The organism is Nocardioides baekrokdamisoli (assembly GCF_003945325.1).
In the GTDB taxonomy this organism is placed as follows: domain Bacteria; phylum Actinomycetota; class Actinomycetes; order Propionibacteriales; family Nocardioidaceae; genus Nocardioides; species Nocardioides baekrokdamisoli.
Genome location: NZ_AP019307.1, coordinates 1392651 through 1415831, shown reverse-complemented (window position 1 = coordinate 1415831; position 23181 = coordinate 1392651). Strand labels below are relative to the sequence as shown.

The following is a 23181-nucleotide window of genomic DNA, read 5'->3' as shown; positions in this document are numbered from 1 at the left end:
GTGACGAGGCGGCCGCTGGCAGTGAACGGGCGCTTCCTGACGCACCCGATCACCGGCGTGGAACGGTTCGCCACCGAGATCACCAGGCGCCTGCTCGTCGCTCGCCCCGACACGGTCGTGGTGGCTCCCGCCGGCGTGAGTCGGCCCCAGTGGGTGCCGGTCGAGTCGTGGCGTACGACCGGCCGCCTGCACGGCCACGCCTGGGAACAGATCGAGCTCCCGGCGTACCTGCGGCGGCTCGGCCGCCCGGTCCTGATCGGCCTGTGCAACACCGGCCCGATCACCTACCGACGCCAGGTCGCCAGCCATCACGATGTGGGCTACCTCCGGCTCCCGTCGAACTACTCGTGGCGATTCCGGACCTGGTACCGGGTGATGGCGTGGCTGCTGCTCCGGGTGTCCGCGGCGGTCGTCACGGTGAGCGAGTTCTCCCGACGCGAGCTGGCCGAGGCGTACGGCATCCAGCGGTCGAAGATCCTCGTGGTGCCGAACGCCGTCGGACCCGAGTTCTCACCCGGGCTGCAGGAGCGCGGGGCGTACGCCGTCGCCGTCGGCTCTCCGAGTGAGCGCAAGAACATCGCCCGGCTCGTGGAGGCCTGGGAGCACGTCCACCAGCAGACCGGGATCGAGTTGAGGATCGTCGGCGACCCGCTACTGGTCGCGGGAAGTGCAGGCGGCCTGGCGGCCCGGCCCGGCGTCGTGATGGTCGGGCGGGTCACCGATGACGAACTCATCGCGCTCTACCGCGGAGCGCGACTCAGCATCCTGCCGTCGTTGTACGAGGGCTTCGGGCTGCCGATCCTGGAGAGCCAGGCGTGCGGTTGCCCGGTCATCGCGGCAGACGCCGCGTCGCTCCCCGAGGTCCTGGACGGGTCGGGGTTGCTCTTCGATCCGTACGATTCGAGCGCGATCACGGACGCCGCCCTCAGGGTCCTCACGGATCCGCTGCTGGCTGGGGAGCTCGCCGAGGCGGGGGAGCGCAACGTACGCCGGTTCTCGTGGGATGACTCGATGCGGCAGGTGCTGGCAGCAGCCGAGGCCCCGTCCTAGTCGGAGAGGACCTCGTACTCGGCCTGAATGAATTGACCGGTCTGGTGGACCGCGGTCAGACGAAGCCGAGTCGAGTCGAAGCGGGCGGGAAGCAATGGTGCGCCGGCCCCCAGAGTGACCGGTGCGATCGACAGGTAGATCGCGTCCAGCCTCCCGATCTCGGCGAATGCCGCGGCCAACGCCCCGCCGCCGGCGAGCAGTACGTCACCGTCGCCCGCAGCGGCCAGGATGGTGTCGATGTGCTGCTCGACCGGCCCGTTGAGCACCTCGATGTCGGCTCCTGGGACCAGGGTGAGGTCTGGCCGAGACGAGAAGACGAACGTCTTCCGGTCGCCATAGAACGTCTGCCACTTGCTGGGTTCATCGAGGACCCGTTCGTGTTCGAGGACCCAGAGGTAGGTCGTCGAGCCCTCCACGTAGACGGTGACCCCCGCCATGAAGGTCTCGCCCTCGGCGATTGCATCGTCACCGCCGTCGACTGCGAAGAGCCAGTCAAGAGAGTTGTCCGCGTCGGCGAGGTAGCCGTCCAGGGAGGTGGCCGTGGCGTACACGATGCGGCTCATGCCTTGAGCGTAGGAGGACAGGCCGAGAGAAGGGCTCAGCCGTTAGCCTCTAGTCGTGCGCGTGATGGTGGTCCCCAGCAGCTATCACCCGCACGTCGGCGGGGTGGAGAGCGTGGCCGCCCACCTTGCCCGGGGCCTGGCTGAGCGAGGGCACCAGCCGCTCGTTGTGACCAACCGGGCGCCGCGGGACCTGCCGGCCACCGAGGTCGTCGACGGCATCGAGGTCGTGCGGATTCCATTCCGTACGCCGCACCGGTCCGTCCGCGGGATGACCTCATGGGCGTTGCTCTCCCGGGCGCACCGACGTGAGTTCACCGCGCTTGCGCGCGAGGTCGATCTGATCCACGTGCACTGCGTGTCCTCCAACGCCGACTACGCCCGCATCGGAGCCCGCGCCGCGGGTGTGCCGCTCGTCGTCACGACCCACGGCGAGCTCACCGGCGATGCGACCGGGCTGTATCAGCGAGACCGTCGTGCCGGGCGATCGTGGCGACGACTGGCGGCCGATGCGGACCTCGTCACCGCCCCGTCCCGGGACACCCTGCGGCGGGCCCGGGCGTTCCAGGGCGCCGACTTCGAGGACGTCCGGGTCATCCCCAACGGGGTTGATCTCGACCTCTTCTCCGGACCACGGATCGTCGCCGCTGAGCCGTACGTGCTGATGGTCGGTCGGCTGGTCCCGAACAAGGGCTTCGGGGATGTGATCGAGCGCTGGGACCGCCTGTCCGCGGACCTCCCGCACCGGCTCCTGATCGCAGGCGAAGGTCCGGACCGGGCGCGGCTTGAAGCACTCAGGCTGGCCTCCGGAGCCGCCGACCGGATCGCGCTCGTCGGCGACGCAGAGCCGGTCCGCATCGCCGGGCTGATGCGCAGCGCCTCGGCGGTCGTCGTGCCGAGCCATGCCGAAGCCTTCGGGTTGGTCGCGCTGGAGGCGATGGCTGCGGGAACGCCGGTGGTCGCCGCAGCAGTCGGCGGCCTCCCGGATCTGATCATCAACGGCGTCACCGGGTCACTTGCCGCCGCCGACGATCCGGATGCGCTGGTCGCCGCAGTCCGGGACCTGCTTCACGACGAGGTCGGCGCAGCTCGACGCGCTGCCGCCGCGGCCGTTGTGGCTGCCGGGTACGGCTGGGACACGGCCGTCGAGTCCTATCTGGCCGCGTACGAGTTGGTGCTTCGATGACCGTACGACGACTTCTGGTCAGCGGGCCTCCGCTCGCGGGCGAACGATCAGGGCCCGGCGTACACCTCACCGAACTGCTGCGTGCGCTGGTCGCCGAGCGCCCCGAGTTGGCCGTGGCGCTGCGCCACAACTCGGCACGCCACCCGGAGATCGGTCCGGCCTCGGCAGCCGCGGTCCACCCGAGCGTGCGCGCACGTACGACGCGGATCCCGGAACGGGCCGTGCGTGGGCTCCAGGCCTCCGTGGGCTTCCCGAGCGAACGGGTTCTCGGTGGCGCGTACGACGTCTTCCACCAGTTCCACACCGATGCCGACCCGGCGGTCCCCTCGAGGAAGCTCGTGGTCAACCTCCACGACGTCGTGGCCCGGCGCTGGCCCGCCGAGGAGGGCGCGATGTACGTCGGCGCCGGGAGCCTGCTGCGCCGCGCCGCCGCCGTGACCACCGGATCGGCAGCATCCAGAGATGCGATCTGCGAGGCGTTCGGCGTACCCGAGGAGCGCGTCCACGTGACCCTCTACGGCGTACGCGCGGAGCGGTTTGCCGAGGTGTCCGACGCGCCGGTCCCGGACGGTCCCTACCTGCTCCACATCGGTGGTCACACGCCTCGGAAGAACCTGCCGCGGCTGATCGAAGCCTTTGCGGCGGTGCGTACGACTCCCGGCTTCGCCGACCTTCGGCTGGTCCTCGCCGGACCGTCGATCCGCGCCGAAGCCGATCTGCGGCGTACGGCCCCGACCGGTCTGCCGTCCGACGCGCTGATCTTCACCGGGTACGTGTCGGACGCCGAAGCGGTGGCGCTCTATCAGCGCGCCGCGGCGTTCGTGTTCCCCTCGCTCGCGGAAGGTTTCGGGTTGCCGGTGTTGGAGGCGATGGCCGCCGGCTGCCCCGTCGTCGCCTCGTCCGCCACCTCGCTGCCCGAGGTCGGCGGCAGCATCGCCCGCTACATCGACCCCGAGTCGGTCGCATCGATCGCCGACGGGATCGTGGACGTCCTCGGCATGGATACAGCAGCGCACGCAGCCACGGTTGCCGCCGGCCGATCGCACGCCGCCACGTTCACCTGGGAGCGCTGCGCGCGCCAGACCCTGGCCGTCTACGACGGTCTGTGACCGCTCAGTAGAACCTCGGGCCGGAGTCGATCTCGTACGTCTGCTCCCGTGAACGGTCCCGGATCGGGACCGCCGGTACGCCGCCGACGATCGTCCACGGCGGAACGTCGCGATGGACAACGGATCCCGCCGTGACCACGGCACCTTCGCCGATGGTCACGCCCTTGAGGATCGTGACCCGGCTGCCCAGCCAGACGCGGTCCCTGATCGTGATCGGACCGAGCCGGCCGCCGAACTCCGGGTCGTCCGGGTCGTGGTCGGCGGTGATCAGGAGCGTGTGGCTGGCGATGACGACATTACGGCCGATCGAGATCCCGCCGCGCGCGTCGATCTGGCAGAACCGACCGATGTGGCAGTTCCCGGCGATCGTCAGGTTGCGCGGTTCGAGCACCTCCGAGCCGCCGAACAGGTAGGTGTGCGGCCCGGCCTCCATGCCCAGTCGGCGGAGGTACGCGACCCGCAACCAGGTCCACGGCAGGTGGGTCAGCGCCCGATTGTGGAACAGCTCCGCGATCGCGCGCAGCGGATGCAGCCAACGCCTCAAGGTCGCGTACGAAGCGGTCGACATGCCCGGGAGTATTCCACGCTCACACCGGCGTCGAGCGCGTACGAACGCACCACTGGAGCGTTCGGCGTACGAGCCCTCCCAGCCGCCCAGAGCCGAGGAGCTCGGCGTCCGCAGCGCCGAGCGGCCGCACGATCGCCAGCACCATCAGGCTGAGCAGCAGTGCCGCAGGAATCGCAGCCAACACCAGTGGGTCGCGGGTCGCGAACATCAGCGCCACGCCCGTCGCCACCGCGGCGCCGAGTGCGGTCGCGACCGCCGTGGTGACCAGATAGGTCCGATAGAGAGATCGGGCGATGTTCGTACGGAACGCCCACGCGATCACGATCAGGTAGACCAGACCAGCGCCGACGTTGGCGATCACCGCGCCCCGCAGGCCGTACGACGGCACCAGGGAGGCGCTCAGCACCACATCGATCACGGCACCGGCGATCCCTGCAGCGAGCGGGACGTCCGCCGACCCGCGGGCCGACCACGCGGCGAGGGCCGGCTGCGCGGCCGTCTGCAGGAGTGAGATCGCAATCAGGGGGAGCACCCACCAGCGCAGGTCGCCGTACTGCGCCGGGAAGACGTACGGCGCCGCGATGACCGCGCAGACGAACGCGCTCGGGAACAGCACGGTGAAGAGGACCGTTGACAGCCGGAACAGCGCCGCGACGCCGCGGTGGTAGTCGGCCTCATCTCGCCCGTGCAAGGTGGTGAGCGCGGCAGGGATGCTGCCGAACAGCGAGTCGATCAGCAGGGACGTACGCGCGCCGATGGACCCGGCCGCTGCGAACCGGCCCCGGTCGTACGCCATCGTCGGACCGAAGAACAGCAACTCGGACCGGCTGAACACCAGCACTGCGATCTGTCCGCTGGCCAGGCTGGTGAGGGCGAACCGCCAGTCGCTGCGGGAGATCGGGACGACGCCCCATCCGGGCCGGGTCATCGCCCGAGGTCCAGCGAGCCAGATCAGGGCGAGGTGGGGCACCGTGCCGGCGAGCATGCCGCTCGCGAGCACCAGGTCGGGGTTGTGGCTCCAGACCGCCAGGCAGATCTCGACGGCGGCGGAGACCACGGCGGAGACCATGGCCGTCCTGGCGACGATCGCGCTCTGGTTGGTCGACGTCAGCAACGTGGCCGCGGGTGTGGACAGCCAGTTGAGGACGACGTACCCGGTGATCAGGAGCAGGGGCGCGCTTCCGTGGAACAGCCATGCGCAGGCCGCCAGCACGACGATCATCTGGCCCGTGCACACGGTCTGAGCCATCTGCAGCCAGCGACGCTGAGCGGCGGGGTCCGCCCGTCCGTGATCCAGCGACACCCGCCTCTGGACGACGTTCGTCAGGCCCAGCCCGGCCACGGCGTTGACGAGCAGCACCACAAAGGTGAGCAGCGCGAACCGCCCGTACCCCTGGGGCGACAGCGCTCGCGCGAGCACCAGGGTCAGCCCGATGGCGAGCGGCACGTTCGCGACGGTGCCGATCACGGTCCACACGGAGCCGCGCAGCGTCTGGGTCCGAAGGTTGCTCATCAGTCCGCGCGGTGTCGATACGGTGGTCTGGTGCAGCGGCGTACGGGCGGGGTGGCGCGGTGAGTGAACATCCCGGTCCTCTCCGCTCTGGTCGGCCCCGGATCGTGTACGTCGCGAAGCGCGCGCCGTCTCCGAGCGGGGTGGCGCTCTACGCCGAGCCATTTTCACAGATCCTCCGCCAGATCGGTGACGTTGAGTGGGTCGCCGTGCCGGGGGACCCGCACCGGTCCCAGACACTGCGGTCAGCCATCGCCGGATGCGTCTCGGGCTTCCGTACGGGCCGGCGCAAGCCGACGTTGGTGCACCTTGAACTCAGCGGCCGAGCACTGTTCGAGTTCTGGTTCGGTCTCGGGCTGCGCCTGAGCGGCCGGAGCGTGCCGTACGCACTGACCCTGCACGATCCGCCGTCGGTGGTGGGTGCTTCGATGCTGTTCGGGGTGCTGGACCGCCGGGGACTGCGTCGGATCGGGATGTGGCTGTCCCGGGTGGTCGGTGCGCGTCTGGAGCGTGGCCTTCTCGGCGGCGCGATACGGGTCTTCGCTCTCACTCGTGCGGGCGCGGAGGCCGTCTCGGCTGAACGCGGTATCGCCGCAGTCGCGCTGGCCCATCCGGTCGAGTTCTCGTCTCCGTCGCCCGACAGGACCGTCTTCCTGCCTGGCTACCTCTCCGACCAGGTCGCCGCCGCCGAAGTGGTCGAGGCGTTGCCGAGGTCGGGTGGCTGGCGAGTCGTGGTGGGTGCCAGTTCTGAGAATGTGCGTGACGCGGTGCAGCGCGCGGCCGAGGGGACGGACCTCACCATCGAACTCCTCGGCTTCGTCGACGAGGCCACCCTGCTGGCTGTCTATCGACGTTCTGCCGTCGTGGTGCGCCTGGTCACCGGGCCGTACGCCAATCCTCTGGCGACCAGCAGCCCGCTGTGCTGGGCGCTGGGTGCCGGCGCAGCTGTGATCACGAATGATCCTCGAGCCGGGGCCAGCGAGCTGGCAGCCGAGGGGGTCGTCATGCAGACCGACGCGGTCGGCGACGCCGTCACCACCCTGGTCACGGACCGGGCCGCGTGCGACCAACTCCGGCAGCGGGCGGCCGCGTACGCGCATGCCCGCATGTCGGTCGACGAGGTGAAGGCGGCGTACGTCGCGGCGCTGCCCGCGGGTCTGCTCGGCTGACCTCAGCTGCGTGGCACGATGTCGCCCATGCCTGCCCGGATCGCTGCCTTTGACGGCGTGCGAGGCACCGCGGTTCTCCTGATCCTGGCGCTCCATTCCGGGTACGGACCGCACTTCCTCGGCGGTGGCTTGGGCATCGAGATCTTCTTCGTCCTCAGCGGCTACCTCATCTCGACACTGCTCATCCAGGAGCGCGAGCGGTGGGGTTCGGTGTCGCTCTCGTCGTTCTATCTGCGCCGGATCGCTCGACTGGCTCCGGCTCTGGTGCTGACCCTGGTCGCTGCCGGCATGGCGTACCGACTCCTGCCGGACGGCACCTTCGCCGCGTACGCCGGCGCCGTCGCCGCCGTGGTCACCTACACCGCCAACATCGCGGTGTCGCTGCGATGGTCGAACCTCGACGGTCTGGGCCACACCTGGTCGTTGGCTGAGGAGGAGCAGTTCTACCTGCTCTGGCCCGTGATCCTGATGTTCTTGCTGCGGCTTCGTCGTCAGCGGTGGGCGATCGCGCTCGTCGTCCTCGGGGTCGCGGCGTCCTGGGCGTCCCTGGTCCTCCATCACGGTCCGTCGATCGACGGGATCCCGCAGGCGTACTTCCGGCCGGACTCGCGCGCCGGCTCCCTGCTGCTCGGCGGCTTGCTGGCGCTGGTCGTGCGCGACCTGCGGGTGCGGCGCGTCCTCGCCGCGCATCTGACCGGGGTCCTGAGTCTGGTTGCGCTGGTCGGCGTCATCATCGCTGCCGGTCGTACCCGTCTCGACTTCCTCAATGAGTGCGTGCCATTGGCGGCCCTGGCCTCGATGCTCCTGATCGGTCATCTCTCTCAACGCGAGACGAGCGTTCCGGCGCGGCTGTTCAGCGTCGCGCCGCTGCGCTGGGTCGGCCAGATCAGCTATGGCGCGTATCTGTACTCAGGGCTGTTCAACGCTGCCACCGATCGCTGGATGGCGGACTGGTCGACCCCTGCGATTGCCCTCATCAGGACGCTGGCCGCGGTGGCGCTGGCGGCGGTCAGCTACTACCTCGTCGAGCAGCCGATCAGGGTTCGGGCCGGCGCAGTGATTGCGCAGCGCCGTGAGCGGTTGCACGCCCTCAGCGCAGCCTGAGGGTCAGGACTTGCGCCAGTAGACCCCGGTCCAGTCGACCGGGACGATCTCGTCAGTGATCCCGCGTTCGGCCCGAAAATCGGTGACTGCCTCACGGCATTCGGCCAGATCGTTGTAGTCGTCCACGAGGATGAACCCGCCGACACTGACCTTGTCGTACATGCTGACCAGCACGTCCATCGTGGAGGAGTAAAGGTCGCCGTCGAGCCGGAGCACGGCCAGGCTCTCGACCGGCGCCGTGGGCAGGGTGTCCTTGAACCAGCCCTGGAGGAAGCGGATGTTGTCCCCGAGAAGGTGGTACTTCCGCAGGTTCGCCTGCACCTCCTCGAGGCCCACCGCCAGGTGCGCGATGTCGGACAGATCGAGTTGATCGGCCTTGGCGTACCGCTGTGTCTCGGGAGCCGGGAGGCCCTCGAAGGAGTCGGCCAACCACACCGCCCGGTCGGTGGCGTCGTGCACGGCCAGGGTGGCGGCCATGTAGATGGCAGCCCCGCCCCGCCAGACGCCGCACTCCATGACGTCACCGGGTACGCCGTCGGCCAGGGCGGTCTCGATGCACTGGCGGATGTTGGCGAGCCGCTTGAGCCCGATCATCGTTTCGGCGCCGTCGTACGGCCATTCCTTCCCGATCTCGCGCGCTGCATCATCGGACGGGACCGGCCGAGCCACGACAAGACCCTGCCGGGCCAGGAGTCCGGAGGCGGTGCGTACGGCGCCGGTCACGACCCGGCCACGCCCCAACGGATCGACCGCTCGCAGGTGCTGGCCGCGCTGATACCGGGTGAGAGTCTCGGCCAGCAGGGTCAGGTACGAGTCGGCCGCTGGATTCACGCGGGCATCCTATGCTTCGGCGCGTGCCCTCAGGACCCTCGCTCCGGTCGATTGCGTTCTATCTACCGCAGTTCCATCCGATCCCGGAGAACGACGCCTGGTGGGGCACCGGCTTCACCGAGTGGACCAACGTCACCAAGGCACGGCCACTCTTCCCGGGGCACCGACAGCCCGATCTGCCGGGGGAGTTGGGTTTCTACGACCTCCGGGTCGCCGAGAACCGGCACGCACAGGCGGAGTTGGCGCGGGCCTACGGCGTCTCGGGGTTCTGCTACTGGCACTACTGGTTCGGTGGCGGCCGTCGGATCCTGGAGCGGCCGATCACCGAGGTGATCGAGTCGGGGGAGCCGGATCTGGGGTTCTGCCTGGGCTGGGCCAACGAGAGTTGGAGCGGCGTGTGGCACGGGGCCAAGGACACCATCCTGATCGAGCAGACGTACCCCGGTGCTGCCGACGAGGAAGCCCATTTCGAGGCGGTGCTGCCGGCGTTCCGGGATCCTCGCTATCTCACGGTCGACGGCCGGCCGATCTTCTACGTCTTCCGCCCGGAGAATCTGCCGGACGTGGCCGGTTTCATCGCCCACTGGCGGGCGTTGGCGGAGGCTGCCGGCCTGCCCGGACTGTATTTCGTCGCTGAGGTCACCAACCGGACCGAGGAGGAGCCGACGTACGCCACCGCGCGTATCGATGGCTTCGACGCGGCTGTGTTCATGCGGCTTCCTGCCCTGCGGAGGCGCGGCTCGGCGAGGCGCGTCAATCTGTCCCGGCGGCTCGGCATGCCGGAGAGCTATCCCTACCTGCCACAGCCGGAACCGCTGCCGGACTTCGTCGACCCGGACTTCTTCCAGCCGGCCGTCTGGCCGGCGTGGGACAACACCCCGCGGTCGGGTCGCAACGGGGTCGTCCTCACCGGATCCTCGCCCGAGCGTTTTCGTACGCACGTGGCGGCTGCTGCCCGCCGCGCGCGGGAACTGCCCGACGGTGAAGGGATCGTCTGGGTGAAATCCTGGAACGAATGGGCCGAGGGCAACCACCTCGAGCCGGATCGGCGCTGGGGTCGCGGCTGGTTGGAGGCGTTGGCTGCCGGTCTGAGCGACTGATCAGGCGAGCGCCTGTCCGAGACCCAGCGCTGCGGCGAAGGCGGAGGTGCGCTCGTCCCAGTCCACGGCGACCGTACGCGAGATCGCCGGACCGGCCAGCGCGTCCTGGCACGCACTGAGGAAGCCCTCAGCACCGACGACACTCAGCCCGGCACCCGACAGGAGCTGGAAGCCGCAACTCGGCGTGGCCACCACCGGACGGTCGGTGGCGAGGTACTCGTGAGCCTTGATGGCATCCAGGCTGAGGGTGAAGTCGTCGACGCGATGCGGGCAGATCAACACATCGGCCGCGTTCAGCCACGCTGGGACGTCGGCGCTGGCGACCGGTCCGACGATGTCAGCGCCGAGCGCGCGCCATTGGGTCGACACGCTCACCGGCAGGTGCCACGGACCGACCAGATGGACCGTGCCGGGCCACTCGGTGATCAGGTCGCGGACCAGGTCGAGGTCGATCCGGTTCTCGTGCAGGGTCCCCACGTAGACGGCGTGCGGACCGGGCCCGGTGAGCGCGTGCGGGGCCGCGGCGCGGATGGCCCGCACGTCGACGCCGTTGGGGATCACGGTGGCGTCGATCCGATAGCGATGCAGCCACCGCTCGTGCAGGACCGAGGAGCAGACGACCGTGTGGGCGACGGCCGCCAACCGATCCTCCGCCCGGATGATCCGCAGCCGATCCGCCTCGGGCTGCGGCATCGAGCGCCAGTCGTCGGTGACGTCGTACGCCATCGGCTTGGTGCGATTGATCACCGACGCCCCGGCCACCGGATCGTTGACCCAGATCACGTCCGCTCCGCGGAGCTCGTACCGCAGCCATTCGCCGAGCACCCGGTGGCCACCGAAGCGTCGGGGCACCACCAGGGGCGGGGTCACGACGGTGATCCCGGGGTGCGGCGACCACCGCGCCGCTTGGGTAGCGAGCCCACCGGTCGGCGGGGTGACGAACGTCAGCGACGATGCCGAGCCGCGGTCGACGAGTCGGCTCGCCAGGTGTTGGTTCCGGCGCCAGACCTCATCCCACGGCTCCAGACTCAGCAACGCGACGTGCGTCATCGGTTCCAGGCCTCCTCGTACACGACCTCGAGCCGGTCCACGTGGCGTTCGATCGTGAACAGCTCGGAGTGCCGTCGTTGCAGCGTACGTCCGTAGGCGGCGGCGTACGCCTCATCGGCGGCGACGGTACGCAGTGCTGCCGCGGCAGCCTGCACGTCACCGACCGGGAAGTAGACCCCGTCGGGGCCCAGTACCTCGGGGTGGGCGCCGCCGTCCGAGGCGACGACCGGGGCCGCCTCGGCCATCGCCTCGACCACGGCGAGGCCGAACGGTTCAGCAGGGGCCGTGCCGAGGACGATCCCGGCCGACGCCAGCACCGACCGGGGATCGGTGACGAAGCCGGCGAAATCCACCTCGATCCGGAGGTCCCGTGCGAGTGCTCGTAGCGGCTGCTCCTCGGCGCCACGGCCGCAGATCCGGAGCGCCCACCCGTCCTCGGCCAGATGCGAGGCCGCGTACGCCTGCACGGCCAGTGCCGTGTCCTTCTCGGACTCCAGCCGCTGCATCACCACGATGGTCCGCTCCCGCGGGAGCGGAGCGAGTCGACTGCTCGGCACACCGTTCGGCACGACGATCGACGGCCCGACGATGACGGACGCGGCGTACTCGCTGATCGCGATCTGTGCGTCCAGCCTTGCTTCGATCACGGGTCGAGCCAGGCGTCCGAGCGGCGAGGAGCCCCGCGGTTGGGCAAGGTGTCGCGTGCTCACCAGTCGCTGGAACCTGAGTCCCTTCAACGGCGCTGCAGCAGCTTCGGCTGCGGTCATGTGGGTGTGCACCAGATCGCTCGGGCGGCGCCAGAGGGTCCGTACGGCATGGGCGGCGGTCCTGGCCGGGAACTGCAGTACGCCGGCGGGAAGGTTGGCGCGCATCGCCTCAGGGTCCCCCCCGATGACGGTGACCTGCCAGCCGCGCGCGTGCAGTTCGGTCACGGTGTCGCAGACGTACCGCTCGACGCCGGCGAAGGCATCGGTCGCGACGACGTGGGTCACCCGGGGACGGCTCACGACCCGCCCCTGAACGTGCGGTCCAGCGAGGTCGCCAGCAGTTCTCGCTGCTCGAGCCGCGACGATGGTCGGGTGATCCAGCGGCGGCAGGCAGCGACCACGCGGCCGGCGCGCATCAGGAGCGCACCTGTCCCCGGGTACCACCGCTCGGCGAAGAGCCGAGCGCTGCGGTGGAACTGGCGAATTCTGATGAGCTGATCACTGCTGGATGCGCCGCCGACATGCGTGACCGTGAGGGTTTCGACGACACCGACGGACCATCCGGCCGCACGGGCGCGCATCTGCCAGTCCGCCTCCTCGGCGTACAGGAAATAGCGTTCGTCAAGGCCTCCGATCTCAGCAAGAGCCTTCCCGCGCACCATCAGGACCGTGCCGGCGACGAAGCGAGGGCCGCGATCCCAACGCCCCAGACCGAAGGCGTCCAGCCACACCTGTCGGGGTGAGGGCAGCGGCCAACTCGCCGGCTCCTCGCTCCCGTCCGGTCGCTGGAGACGAGGCCCGACCGCGGCACAGCGGCCGCCCCTCGCCCACATCGCCGCCTGCAGATCGGTGACCTGTGCCGCCGTGACCCGGGCGTCCGGGTTGAGCAGGAGGACGTCGCTCTGCCCGTCCCAGGCCGTCGCCAGGGCGAGATTGACGCCGCCCGCGAAGCCCAGATTGCTCGGTGCGGCCACGTACGCCGCTGTCCCGCCCCGTACCAGCGCCTCGGTCGAGGCGGCGGCCGCGTTGTCCACCACGACAACCGGGGAGTACTCGCCGAGGCCGTCAAGGCAGATCTGGAGAAGGTCATCCCGGGCGTACGCGACCACCACCACGAGCGGCGGCGTCATGCGGTCACCCCCGCCACGGCCCGCTCGACCGGGTCCCGGGAGGGAGGCGCAGCCAAGCCCATACCGAGGACGAGGTACGGGAGAGGCACCAGGCCAGCCTGCCAATAGACGTCGACCTGCCCGTGGGCGAGGTGTCCGACGACGAGGGCGAGTCCGGTCAGGACGTACGCGTCCTTGCGACGGGTCCATCCGGCGACGCCCACACACCCTGCCAACGCCACGAACCCGGTCAGCCCGATGATGCCCGACTCGGCCAGTTCGTTGTCGACGACGTTGTTGGGGGCCTGGCTGCCGAAATGGCCGTAGTTGCCCGACGTGAAGTATTTGAGCCCGACGCCGTCCCACGGCGAGGTACGCCAGATCCGCCGCGCCTCCTGCTCGACCTGTTGGCGTACGCCGATCGGGTTCAACTTGAACTCATTCGTGGGCACGTTCATCTGGGCCTGGATCGAGTTGTACATGAAGAGGCCGAGGCCCGCAGTGAGGACGACGACGATCGCCTGGGAGACCCGACTGCGCGCCAGTCCACCGCCGATGATCGTGATGAACAGGCCGGCGCAGATGCCGAGCATGCTGCCGCGCGAGTGAGTGGCGAACGTGGCGCCGACGAACACCGCGGCGCCGATCAGGTGGGTGATCCTGTTCAACCCGAGCTTGCGGCCGAGGACGATCATGATCACGGCCAGGTCACCCTGCAGGGCACCGCCGTAGTTCTTGTTCAGTCCGAACGGCGAGGCCGGCTGGGTGAAGCCATGCGCTGCGCCGCTGATGATCGTGACGACGCCGACGACGAAGCCCATCACCATCACGGTCAGCAGGGCCGGCTTCACCAGCCGATCCCGGGTCAGCCAGGCGCCCACCACCAGCGCGCCGCCGACCAGGATGAACCGATGGAACGCCTCGGCGTCCGCCCGATGCGAGTGGTTGAGGATGAACGTCGGCAGCAGGGCGACGAAGTAGAGCGCCAGACCCAGGAGCGGCAGCCCGAGGCGCCGGATCTCCGGCGTACGCGCCATGCTCGGCACGGCGAGCAGCGTGGCGCCGGCCAGGGCGGCATCGGAGTACGAGATGCCGGTCATGGCGCCCGGGTTCGCGGACGCGCCGGCACTGACGCGGTAGACGTTGAAGATCGCCAGCAGCGACACCACCCCGACCAGTGCCGGGCGGAGCAGGACGATCGCGCCCACGACCACCACGCCGATCAGGATGGCGAATGGGGTCGTACCGAGGTGCCCGCCGATCGCCCCGACCGTGAAGGCTGCGCCGGCGGTCACGGCGACCACGAGGATGGTGGGTGCGGCTGCGCGGATCCGCTCGGGGGTCATCACCGAAGGGTCTCCGCCCGCAGCGCGGCAACGATGGCGCCCACGGCCAGGTCGGCCTCGCTCATCATCCGGACGTACCCCTCGGGGGGACCCCCGTACGGATCGTCGAGATCGTCGTCGTGATCGCGTGCGGACGCACCCACGTCGAGAGCGGTGCGAGCCAGCAGTGCGGTCAGGCTGGTGCGGAGGTCGTCGCCCGGTGGTGTGAGGTGCGCGGCCGTCCGGGCCAGTTCCTTGAGCGTGAAAGTTCGTGCGCCGGACTTCGGCACGATCTGGACCACGGTGGCGCGCTGGGTGTGCGTCATCGCCACGATGACGTCGGCGCGGCGCACCATCGATCGGCGCAGTTGCCGGGCTGGTGCGGACGTACCCGCGCCCAGGTCGGCGAGGACGTCGGCCACGGGCACCACCGGCTGTCGCCCGACCATGGCGGCTGTGCCGGCCGATGTCACGCGTGCATCCGGGAGCGCCCGCTGGAGGAGCGCTGCCACGTACGGAGAGCGGCAGATGTTGCCCGTGCAGACCACCAGAATCTGGACGGCAGCGTCATCGGCGCCACGTCGTGGCTGACCCGCAACAAGGGTCTTTCGGCTGAGCACAAATAGTCCAAAAGAATGACAGTGGAGTGGCTAACGTACTGAGACAGATGATCCGCTTGTGAGATTGCGGCCGTAATCGCGTCATCATCGCCGACGAAAGGCATCTTATCTACGTGGGGAATCAAGAACGCGTCGTCATCGTCCATGACTACCTCACGCAGCGCGGGGGCGCCGAGCGTGTGACGCTCGAGTTGATGCGTACGTTCCCCGACGCCCGTCTGGTCACCTCGTGCTGGAATCCTGCGACCACCTTCACGGAGTTCTCCGACTACGACGTCGAGACGCTCTGGACCAACAAGGTGCGTGCCTTCCGCGCCGACCCCCGTCGGGCGTTCCCGTTCCTCGCCCGGGCGTTCTCCGAGTACGTGGTCGAGGATGCGGACGTCGTCATCTGTTCCAGCAGCGGCTGGGCCCATCGCGTGACCTCGGCTGCGCCGAAGCTGGTCTACTGCCACAACCCCGCGCGGTGGCTGTACCAGCCCGACGACTACTTCGAGGGCATGCCGGGCTGGGCCCGGACCGCGTTCGCCGCCAGCACTGATCGGTTGCGACAGACCGACGCCGTCGCAGCGGAGGACGCTGCCGCGTACATGGTCAACTCTTCCGCGGTCGCCCGCCGGGTGCACGCGGCGTACGGCCTGCGGGCCGATGTGCTGCCACCCCCGCGTGGGTTGTCGCCGGAAGGCCCGATCGACCCGATCCCCGGAGCCGAGCCGGGTTTCCTGCTGACCATCAGTCGCCTGCGTGGCTACAAGCACACCGAACAGATCATCGCCGCGATGGACCTCGTCCCCGACGAACGGCTGGTGGTCGTCGGGGGTCGTCCCGAATGGGCCTCGGACCGGGTCACAGTCCTCCAGCAGCTCAGCGATGCCGGCCTGCGATGGCTGTACGCGAATGCGTCCGCCCTGGTGGCGGTGGCGCATGAGGATTTCGGACTCACCACGGTGGAGGCGCAGGCCTTCGGGACGCCGTCCGTCGTGCTCCGTGCCGGCGGCTACCTCGATTCCACCATCGAGGGCAGTACGGGCGTGTTCATCGACGACACCTCGCCGGAGGCCGTGGCGGCTGGCATCCGCGAGTGCCGTACGCACTCATGGTCACCGGACAAGATCCGCAGTCTCGGTTCTGCGTACGCTCCGGAGGCCTTTCGGACGCGCATCGCGGAAGCGGTCGACACCGTCCTGGGCCGTGACCTGCGGCCCCAGGGGCTCGTCGCCGTCTGATCAGCGAGCGTGGCTGCCGCGGTTCGCGCGCTTGCCCGGCGTCGTCGGCGGGGCCGTGGTCGAGTCGCCCTCGGGCTTCCTCGGTCCGCGCTCGTAGTAGCTCGCGTAGCCGTACCGGTAGTCGCGATCAGCGTTGCCGCGTGCGCAGTTCGCGACGACTCCCAGGGTCACTGCCCGCACCTGGGTGAGCGCGGTCATCGCACGTCGGATCCGAGCGGGGGTGGTGTAACCGATCCGGGCCACGATCACCACCGCGTCGCAGAGCGGAGACACCACCAAGGCGTCCGTGACCGGAATGACCGGGGGAGTGTCGATGAAGACGAAGTCGTACGTGGTCCGCAGTTCGGCCACGAGACCGGCGAATGTCGCCGAGGCCAGATGCTCGCTGGGGTCCTGGACCGGTTCGCCGGCCAGGAGGACGTCCGGGAGTTCCTCGTTGGTCATCAGGATCGTCTCGGACAGCGTCTCGCGCCCCAGCAGGATCTCGCTGAGTCCGGGATGGCCCGGCGGGACGTCCATGACCTCGGACACCGAGGAACGACGCAGGTCCGCATCGACGACCGCGACTCGGTGACCGGCCCGGGCGAAGGCGGTGGCGACGTTGCAGGTGACGGTGGTCTTGCCCTCGCCGCTGGTGGCGCTGGTGACGGCAATGACCTGCGGCGTCGGCTGGCTGCTGGTGATCGCGGTGCGGATCTGGCGGTACGCCTCGGCGCGGATGCTGCGAGGGTCGCGGTCGGTGGGCAGCCGGACCTTCGGCTGGCTGTACGGCACAGCGGCCAACAATGTGAGCCCGGACGCCGCGACGACGTCGTCGGACTCGCGCACGCTCATGTCCAGCATCTCGCGAGCCAGGGCGATCAGCAGTCCCAGGACCAGGCCGGCGATCAGGCCGTACCCGAGGTCGTGGGCCAGGACCGGAGAAGCCTGCGAGCGCGGCGGTACGGCGGGAGCCACGACCTGGAGTCGTACGTCCTTGTCGATGGGACCGACCAGGCGGACCATCTGCGGCAGCAGGATCGAGCCGTACGCGTTGGCGATCTGGGCGGCGCCCTGCGGGTCGGTGTCGGTGACAGTGATCGTGAGGAACGAGTTCGAGTCCTCACCGGACGCCGTGACGGTGGGCGCGTCATTCGGAAGGCCGGCTGCCTTGAGCGCGTCCTGGATCACCGGAACGGTGGTGGCGATCTGGATGAGTGTCGTCGCGCGCTGGGCCGACAGGACGCGTTGGGTGGTCTCGTCCAGGCCGACTCGGGTGGCGCTGTACCCCACGACGTACTGGGCCGAGGCCTGATAGGTGGGGGTCGCCCTCGTGTACACGACGTAGCCGCCGGCGGCTCCGCAGAGGGCACCGACGAGAATCAGATACCAAGCGCGAGCGAGCGCGCGGCGCAGGCGCATCCCGTCCAACGCAGTCTCCCTCGATTCACTACTTCACACGGTCCCGGAACCCAGCCGAGATTACCCGGCGTGATCGCTCCTGGGAGGCATCCGTGGCTCAGAAGTAGCCTTCCTTCTTGCGGTCTTCCATGGCTGCTTCGCTGAAGCGGTCGTCGCCGCGGGTGGCTCCGCGTTCGGTGACGCGGGCGGTGGCGACTTCGGTGATGATGTCGTCGACGGTGCTGGCCCCGGATTCGACGCATCCGGTCAACGTGATGTCGCCGACGGTGCGGAACCGGACGGTCCGCTCCTGGATGGTTTCCCCGTCGCGCAGGGTGTTCCATTCGGATTCCGACAGCAGCATTCCGTCGCGTTCGAACACGCGGCGTTGGTGGGAGAAGTAGATCGAGGGGATCTCGATGCCTTCGCGGCCGATGTAGTCCCAGATGTCGAGTTCGGTCCAGTTCGAGATCGGGAACACCCGCATGTGCTCACCCTCATGGAGTCGCCCGTTGTAGAGGTTCCACAGTTCGGGGCGCTGGTTCTTGGGGTCCCATTGGCCGAACTCGTCACGGTGGGAGTAGACCCGTTCCTTCGCGCGGGCCTTTTCCTCATCGCGTCGACCGCCTCCGAAGGCGGCGGTGAACCCGTTGTCCTCGATCGCATGGAGCAGGGTCGCGATCTGCATCCGGTTGCGGCTGGTCTTGCCGTCCTCGACCACGATCCCGTCCCGGATCGCGTCATCGACACTGGCGATGACGAGTTTGACTCCGAGTCGGTTGACCCAGTTGTCGCGGGTGGAGAGCACTTCGGGGAAGTCGCGTCCGGTGTCGACCTGGAGGACCGGGAAGGGGATCTTGGCGGGGTGGAACGCTTTCTCGGCCAGACGCAGCATCACGATGCTGTCCTTGCCGCCGGAGAACATCAGTACCGGCCGCTCGAACTCGGCAGCGGATTCACGGAAGATGTGGATCGACTCGGCCTCCAGCTGATCCAACTGGGAAAGGCGATAGTCCTTGGGCGTAGACATGGCGGTTCATCGTACGGGAGCGAGCGCTCGGCGGTGCGGTGCGTACGTCTGCGTGGACCGAGAGGGCTCCGCGGACCCCGTCGAGGGCCCCGCGTACACCTCCGGAAGAGGTGACCGAGCCTTTGTGACTACTGGCCGGATACCTCTTCGGGTCGATCACTCCCTGACCCGTTGATGGTGGCCCCCGACCCCGTGACGATGGGCACAGACAAGGGGAGGAATGCCCATGAGCACCGTTGCCGTGAGCCCAGCAGAGTGGACCCGACAGTGGGTGGAGGGTCGCCGGTCGACCGCGGCCCCGACGTCGGCAGAGCACGCCCGGATCGGGGTCCTCGTCGTCGCGTACAACGCTGAATCCACCCTCGTCGACACCCTCGACCGGCTCCCGACGGACTTCGCGGAGCGGGTCTCGCACGTCCTGGTCAGCGATGACGCCAGCAGCGACCGGACCTTCACGCTGGCGCGCGAATACCGCGAGCGCAGCTCGCTGCCCGTGACCGTCCGCAGGCAGAAGGTCAACCGCGGCTACGGCGGCAACCAGAAGGACGGCTACCAGTGGCTCGCCGACCGCTGCGACATCGTCGTCCTGTTGCACGCCGACGGCCAGTACGCCCCGGAGGTGATCGAGTCGCTGATCGCCCCGATCGAGCGGGGAGAGGCGGATGCGGTCTTCGGGTCGCGCATGCTGCCCCCGGGCGCTGCCCGCGAGGGCGGGATGCCGATGTACAAGTTCGTTGGGAACCGGATCCTGACCTGGCTCCAGAACCGCGCCAGCGGGGTCAAGCTCAGCGAGTGGCACAGCGGCTACCGGGCCTACCGGGTGAGCACGTTGACGGAGCTCGGCATCGACTCGTACGCCGAAGGCTTCTCGTTCGACACCGACATCATCCTCGGCCTGATTGCCGCCAAGAAGCGGATCTCCGAGGTGCCGATCCCGACCTATTACGGAAACGAGATCTGCCACGTGAACGGTCTCGCCTACGCTCGGGACGTGATCAAGGCGGTGCTGAGTGCGCGATTCGCGCCCACGATGCCCTCTGCCACCGACCCGTACCTGACGAAGGTCGCCGACAACTCCAGCCATCGCCTGTTGCTCGGCTGGCTGGCTGGTCGTGCCCCGGTGTCGGTCCTTGATGTCGGCTGCTCCGACGGCGCGTTCGCCGGCGAGGTGATGTCGTACGGGCACGAGGTCGACGGCACCGACCTGGAGACCCATCCGGGGGTTGAGCGTCTGCGCCGGTTCGTAGCTGCGGATCTCAACGCCGGACTGCCGGACGGTCTGGCGGAGACGTACGACGTCGTCGTGGCTGGTGACGTGGCCGAGCACGTCCTGGATCCGGACGCCCTCCTTCAGCAGATCCACGCCCGCCTGGCCGATGACGGTGAGCTGCTGATCTCGGTGCCCAACATCTCGCACTGGTATCCGCGGGGCAGGATCGCCGCCGGCTTGTTCGACTACGACGAGCGTGGGCCGCTGGATCGTGGCCACGTACGTTTCTTCACCCGCCGGATGTTCGAGCGGACGCTTCGCGACGCCGGGTTCGAGATCGTCGAGCGCCAGTACTCGGGCACGCCGTGGGAGTTGCTTCCCGTTCCGGCGTTGGTTCGTCGTCTCGTGCAGGTGATCGACCGGTTCCTGGTGGCGGCTCGGCCGACCCTCTTCGGCTATCAGTTCGTCTACCGTGCGCGCCCTCGGCGCTGATCGGCTGCGGTGGCGTCCGGAGTCGTGGCTCTGGTTGGCTGCGGCAGCCATCGGGCTCAGTTCCACCGCGATGGAGGCGGATGTCGCCATCGCCGGACAGTTGGTGGCGGTCGCTCTCCTCGGCGCAGTGATGCTGCGCTCCGCCAGGTCGGCGGCGTCCGGCTCGGGGAGTGAATCCGCCGGGACTCGCGACGGTGGACTTCTTCTCTGGGCGGCTGTCGCGGTCGCCTTCGTGTGCGAGGACGTCGTACGACTGGGGTCGTGGACGGATGTGTCGAGTTCGACCAGATCCGGCCTGGAACTCGCCATCACCCTCGGTGCCGCGGCCGCGCTCGGCTGCGGGCTCCTGAAGCGGCCGTGGCTCTCCATGGCCTTCGCTGCCCTTGCGGTGGCGGCTGCCACGGTGACCCTCCTGCATGCGCCGATCGTGATGGACGTCGGGGTCTTCCTGCGCGGCTCCGCGGACGCACTCCTGCACGGGCACGACCCGTACTCGCTGACGTTCACCTCGCCGTACCCGGCGGCCGGCAACCGGTTGTTCTACTCACCGCAGGTGGTCTCCGGCACCACCCTGGACTTCGGCTTCCCCTATCCGCCGCCGGCCCTGATCAGCGCCGTCGTCGGGTTCGTCCTCGGTGACGTCCGGCTCGGAGGCCTGATCGCCCTCGTGATCGCGGCGGTCGTGCTGATCCGGTACGTGGGGTTGCGCGGTGGGCTCATCCTGCTCCTGCCCGGCACCTTGTTCGTCCTCTCCAACTTCTGGGTCGAGCCGGTGTCGATCCTCCTGTTGGTGCTGACCGTGGTCGGTGCGTCGCGCGGGAGCCGCTGGACCCCGGTGTGGCTCGGGCTGCTGCTGGTGTCCAAGCAGTACTTCGTGGTGGCCGCGCCGCTCCTCATCCTGCTGCTGCCGACGGCCCGCGCGTACGCCGGCGGCCTGCGGCGCTTCAGCTCGCTGACCGTGGCCACCGCGGTGCTGGCGCTGGCGCCGTTCCTGGCGTGGGATCCGGCCGGGTTCTGGCGCAGTGTGGTCAGGTTGCAATTCCTGCAGCCTTTCCGCGCCGACTCCTCCTCCGCGCTGGTCTGGTCGGTCAACCACTGGGGATGGCCGCCGAGTTCGACGTACGGATGGCTGCCGCTGGTGGGCGGGTTCATCACGGCCCTGATCGTCGCCTGGCGGGCACCGCGTACGCCGGCGGCCTTCGCTCTCGGCGTGGGGTTCTCGCTCCTGGTGCTGATCACTCTCGGGAAGCAGGCTTTCGCGAACTACTTCTTCCTCGTCGAGGCAGCCGTGGTCGTGGCGGCGCTGACCTGGGATCCGCCGAGGCGCCCGGCGCACTCCGGCTAGGCGTTGTCAGGTCACCGGCCGTTCGCTTGCGCATGGTTACTCTTCACCCGTGAAGATCGCGATCGCCGGAACCGGTTACGTCGGACTCTCCAACGCCGTCATCCTGGCCCAGCACCACGACGTCGTCGCCCTCGACCTCGATCCGGACAAGGTCGCGAAGGTCAACAACCGGGTGTCCCCGATCGTCGATCACGAGCTCGAGGAATACCTCGCCACCAAGCCGTTGAGCCTCACGGCGACGACCGACCCGCGGGAGGCGTACGCGGGTGCGACGTTCGTCGTCGTCGCCACGCCGACCAACTACGACGAGCGGACGAACTACTTCGACACCCGCTCCGTCGAGTCGGTCACTGCCGCTGCGCTCGAGATCAACCCGGACGCCTCGATCGTCATCAAGTCGACGGTGCCGGTCGGGTTCACCGCGCGTCTGCGCGAGAGCCACCCGGGTGCGTCGATCATCTTCAGCCCCGAGTTCCTTCGTGAAGGAAGGGCGCTGTACGACAACCTGCACCCCTCGCGGATCGTGGTCGGGTCGGACACCGACCGGGGCAAGGAATTCGCCGCCCTGCTCCTCGAGGGGTCCGAGGAGACCGAGGTCCCGACCCTGTTCACCGGGTCGACCGAGGCCGAGGCGATCAAGCTCTTCGCCAACACCTACCTGGCGCTGCGGGTCGCGTACTTCAACGAGCTCGACACGTACGCCGCCCTGCACGGACTCAACAGCGGTCAGATCATCGAGGGCGTCGGCCTGGATCCGCGCATCGGGAACCACTACAACAACCCGTCGTTCGGGTACGGCGGCTACTGCCTGCCGAAGGACACCAAGCAACTGCAGGCCAACTATGCCGACGTGCCGCAGAACCTGATCAGCGCGATCGTCGAGGCCAACACCACCCGCAAGGACTTCATCGCTGCCGACATCCTGCGCCGCGAGCCGAAGACGGTCGGCGTCCACCGGCTGATCATGAAGGCGGGATCGGACAACTTCCGGGCCTCCTCGATCCAGGGCGTGATGAAGCGGATCAAGGCCAAGGGGGTGTCGGTGATCATCTACGAGCCGACCCTGACCGAGGACGAATTTTTCCATTCCGAGGTCGTTCGCGACTTCGATGAGTTCAAGAGCCGCGCCGATGTGATCATCGCCAACCGGGACGCCGATTCCCTTTCTGACGTCTCGCACAAGGTCTACACTCGGGACATCTACGGGCGGGACTGAGCCTCGCCTGGCGCGCTTGGTATCGGGACCGGGCCTGAAGCATCGGAGTCCCACCATGCGTTGGTACCGCCGTATGAAACGCCGTGCCCAGTGTCGTCGGCGCTATGGGGACGAGTGCCCGCACATCGAGAACCACTCCGGTCAGCCGCGCACCTGGGTGCCGCTCACGCGCCTCGAGAGTCCGCGCGGCCAGCACGCCGCGATGCCGGCCTGGCATGCCGAGCCCGGTGGGGGCCGCGGAATGGGAGCCCGTGCCGACCGGGTGGCGCCGGTCGCGTTCGTAC

General features: G+C 68.9%; 21 protein-coding genes. 10 read left to right on the top strand and 11 right to left on the bottom strand.

Going from position 1 to position 23181, the window contains the following annotated elements:
- Positions 1-1050 carry a glycosyltransferase family 4 protein gene (locus tag KCTC_RS06850; protein WP_164512511.1) on the top strand — a complete coding sequence of 350 codons (1050 nt, stop codon included), beginning with the start codon at positions 1-3 and terminating at the stop codon, positions 1048-1050.
- Here the strand turns inward: KCTC_RS06850 and KCTC_RS06845 are convergent.
- Entirely contained in the window at positions 1047-1613 is a 567-nt protein-coding gene (locus KCTC_RS06845; RefSeq protein ID WP_125567985.1) for a dihydrofolate reductase family protein, read from the bottom strand. The genes KCTC_RS06850 and KCTC_RS06845 overlap by 4 nt on opposite strands.
- Before the next feature lie 64 nt (positions 1614-1677).
- Here KCTC_RS06845 and KCTC_RS06840 point away from each other — a divergent pair, with 64 nt between their 5' ends.
- Together KCTC_RS06840 and KCTC_RS06835 are read left to right on the top strand one after the other, a co-directional pair.
- Positions 1678-2796 carry a glycosyltransferase family 4 protein gene (locus tag KCTC_RS06840; protein WP_231998895.1) on the top strand — a complete coding sequence of 373 codons (1119 nt, stop codon included), beginning with the start codon at positions 1678-1680 and terminating at the stop codon, positions 2794-2796.
- The gene (locus tag KCTC_RS06835; RefSeq protein ID WP_125567981.1) at positions 2793-3905 is read left to right on the top strand and encodes a glycosyltransferase family 4 protein; all 1113 of its coding nucleotides are present in this window, start codon (positions 2793-2795) and stop codon (positions 3903-3905) included. The genes KCTC_RS06840 and KCTC_RS06835 overlap by 4 nt, the downstream gene beginning before the upstream one ends.
- A 4-nt stretch (positions 3906-3909) precedes the next feature.
- On the opposite strand, the gene KCTC_RS15150 is transcribed toward KCTC_RS06835, so the two are convergent.
- A complete protein-coding gene (locus tag KCTC_RS15150; protein ID WP_125567979.1) occupies positions 3910-4473 on the bottom strand; it encodes an acyltransferase in 564 nt (187 codons plus the stop codon).
- Positions 4474-4492: 19 nt separating this feature from the next.
- On the bottom strand, positions 4493-5986 hold the full coding sequence (locus KCTC_RS06825; protein WP_164512510.1) for a lipopolysaccharide biosynthesis protein: 1494 nt from the start codon (positions 5984-5986) through the stop codon (positions 4493-4495).
- 59 nt (positions 5987-6045) lie between these two features.
- On the opposite strand from KCTC_RS06825, the gene KCTC_RS06820 reads away from it, so the two are divergent.
- Both KCTC_RS06820 and KCTC_RS06815 read left to right on the top strand, forming a co-directional pair.
- Entirely contained in the window at positions 6046-7152 is a 1107-nt protein-coding gene (locus KCTC_RS06820; protein ID WP_164512509.1) for a glycosyltransferase family 4 protein, read from the top strand.
- 27 nt (positions 7153-7179) lie between these two features.
- The gene (locus tag KCTC_RS06815) at positions 7180-8256 is read left to right on the top strand and encodes an acyltransferase family protein (protein ID WP_164512508.1); all 1077 of its coding nucleotides are present in this window, start codon (positions 7180-7182) and stop codon (positions 8254-8256) included.
- A 3-nt stretch (positions 8257-8259) separates the two neighbouring features.
- Here the strand turns inward: KCTC_RS06815 and KCTC_RS06810 are convergent, their stop codons facing one another.
- Complete coding sequence (locus KCTC_RS06810; protein WP_125567971.1) at positions 8260-9087, bottom strand: TylF/MycF/NovP-related O-methyltransferase; 828 nt, start codon at positions 9085-9087, stop codon at positions 8260-8262.
- 23 nt (positions 9088-9110) lie between these two features.
- Between KCTC_RS06810 and KCTC_RS06805 the strand changes: the two genes are divergently transcribed.
- Entirely contained in the window at positions 9111-10187 is a 1077-nt protein-coding gene (locus tag KCTC_RS06805) for a glycoside hydrolase family 99-like domain-containing protein (RefSeq protein WP_197715267.1), read from the top strand.
- On the opposite strand, the gene KCTC_RS06800 is transcribed toward KCTC_RS06805, so the two are convergent.
- From KCTC_RS06800 to KCTC_RS06785, 5 genes are read right to left on the bottom strand one after another with little or no spacing between them, the layout of a single operon-like run.
- Positions 10188-11237, bottom strand: coding sequence for a glycosyltransferase (locus KCTC_RS06800; protein WP_125567967.1), 1050 nt, complete (start codon positions 11235-11237; stop codon positions 10188-10190). It abuts the gene before it with no gap.
- Positions 11234-12244, bottom strand: coding sequence for a glycosyltransferase family 4 protein (locus KCTC_RS06795; RefSeq protein WP_164512507.1), 1011 nt, complete (start codon positions 12242-12244; stop codon positions 11234-11236). Before KCTC_RS06795 ends, KCTC_RS06800 begins: the two co-directional genes overlap by 4 nt.
- The gene (locus KCTC_RS14680; RefSeq protein ID WP_164512506.1) at positions 12241-13074 is read right to left on the bottom strand and encodes a glycosyltransferase family 2 protein; all 834 of its coding nucleotides are present in this window, start codon (positions 13072-13074) and stop codon (positions 12241-12243) included. The genes KCTC_RS06795 and KCTC_RS14680 overlap by 4 nt, the downstream gene beginning before the upstream one ends.
- On the bottom strand, positions 13071-14399 hold the full coding sequence (locus KCTC_RS06790) for an O-antigen ligase family protein (RefSeq protein ID WP_125567963.1): 1329 nt from the start codon (positions 14397-14399) through the stop codon (positions 13071-13073). The genes KCTC_RS14680 and KCTC_RS06790 overlap by 4 nt, the downstream gene beginning before the upstream one ends.
- Positions 14399-14998, bottom strand: coding sequence for an arsenate reductase/protein-tyrosine-phosphatase family protein (locus KCTC_RS06785; RefSeq protein ID WP_125567961.1), 600 nt, complete (start codon positions 14996-14998; stop codon positions 14399-14401). The genes KCTC_RS06790 and KCTC_RS06785 overlap by 1 nt, the downstream gene beginning before the upstream one ends.
- A gap of 113 nt (positions 14999-15111) precedes the next feature.
- On the opposite strand from KCTC_RS06785, the gene KCTC_RS06780 reads away from it, so the two are divergent.
- Positions 15112-16224 carry a glycosyltransferase gene (locus tag KCTC_RS06780; RefSeq protein WP_125567959.1) on the top strand — a complete coding sequence of 371 codons (1113 nt, stop codon included), beginning with the start codon at positions 15112-15114 and terminating at the stop codon, positions 16222-16224.
- On the opposite strand, the gene KCTC_RS06775 is transcribed toward KCTC_RS06780, so the two are convergent.
- Both KCTC_RS06775 and cysD read right to left on the bottom strand, forming a co-directional pair.
- Positions 16225-17625, bottom strand: a complete 1401-nt coding sequence (locus KCTC_RS06775; protein ID WP_125567957.1) for a polysaccharide biosynthesis tyrosine autokinase — start codon at positions 17623-17625, stop codon at positions 16225-16227.
- A gap of 97 nt (positions 17626-17722) precedes the next feature.
- Positions 17723-18634 (bottom strand): sulfate adenylyltransferase subunit CysD, encoded by a 912-nt coding sequence (cysD, locus tag KCTC_RS06770; protein ID WP_125567955.1) that lies wholly within the window; start codon positions 18632-18634, stop codon positions 17723-17725.
- Between the two features lie 226 nt (positions 18635-18860).
- On the opposite strand from cysD, the gene KCTC_RS06765 reads away from it, so the two are divergent.
- From KCTC_RS06765 to KCTC_RS06755, 3 genes are read left to right on the top strand one after another with little or no spacing between them, the layout of a single operon-like run.
- Positions 18861-20336, top strand: coding sequence for a bifunctional glycosyltransferase/class I SAM-dependent methyltransferase (locus tag KCTC_RS06765; protein ID WP_125567953.1), 1476 nt, complete (start codon positions 18861-18863; stop codon positions 20334-20336).
- Positions 20317-21681, top strand: coding sequence for a hypothetical protein (locus tag KCTC_RS06760; RefSeq protein WP_125567951.1), 1365 nt, complete (start codon positions 20317-20319; stop codon positions 21679-21681). Before KCTC_RS06765 ends, KCTC_RS06760 begins: the two co-directional genes overlap by 20 nt.
- Positions 21682-21730: 49 nt before the next feature.
- Positions 21731-22897: a nucleotide sugar dehydrogenase gene (locus KCTC_RS06755; RefSeq protein WP_125567949.1), complete on the top strand. Its 1167-nt coding sequence runs from the start codon at positions 21731-21733 to the stop codon at positions 22895-22897.
- The last annotated feature ends 284 nt before the right edge of the window (positions 22898-23181 follow it).

Coding starts and splice junctions, on each gene's coding strand:
- KCTC_RS06845 (WP_125567985.1), bottom strand. CDS start 1,613: ATGAGCCGCATCGTGTACGCCACGGCCACCTCCCTGGACGGCTACCTC.
- KCTC_RS06840 (WP_231998895.1), top strand. CDS start 1,678: ATGGTGGTCCCCAGCAGCTATCACCCGCACGTCGGCGGGGTGGAGAGC.
- KCTC_RS06835 (WP_125567981.1), top strand. CDS start 2,793: ATGACCGTACGACGACTTCTGGTCAGCGGGCCTCCGCTCGCGGGCGAA.
- KCTC_RS15150 (WP_125567979.1), bottom strand. CDS start 4,473: ATGTCGACCGCTTCGTACGCGACCTTGAGGCGTTGGCTGCATCCGCTG.
- KCTC_RS06825 (WP_164512510.1), bottom strand. CDS start 5,986: ATGAGCAACCTTCGGACCCAGACGCTGCGCGGCTCCGTGTGGACCGTG.
- KCTC_RS06815 (WP_164512508.1), top strand. CDS start 7,180: ATGCCTGCCCGGATCGCTGCCTTTGACGGCGTGCGAGGCACCGCGGTT.
- KCTC_RS06800 (WP_125567967.1), bottom strand. CDS start 11,237: ATGACGCACGTCGCGTTGCTGAGTCTGGAGCCGTGGGATGAGGTCTGG.
- KCTC_RS14680 (WP_164512506.1), bottom strand. CDS start 13,074: ATGACGCCGCCGCTCGTGGTGGTGGTCGCGTACGCCCGGGATGACCTT.
- KCTC_RS06790 (WP_125567963.1), bottom strand. CDS start 14,399: ATGACCCCCGAGCGGATCCGCGCAGCCGCACCCACCATCCTCGTGGTC.
- KCTC_RS06775 (WP_125567957.1), bottom strand. CDS start 17,625: ATGCGCCTGCGCCGCGCGCTCGCTCGCGCTTGGTATCTGATTCTCGTC.
- cysD (WP_125567955.1), bottom strand. CDS start 18,634: ATGTCTACGCCCAAGGACTATCGCCTTTCCCAGTTGGATCAGCTGGAG.
- KCTC_RS06765 (WP_125567953.1), top strand. CDS start 18,861: ATGAGCACCGTTGCCGTGAGCCCAGCAGAGTGGACCCGACAGTGGGTG.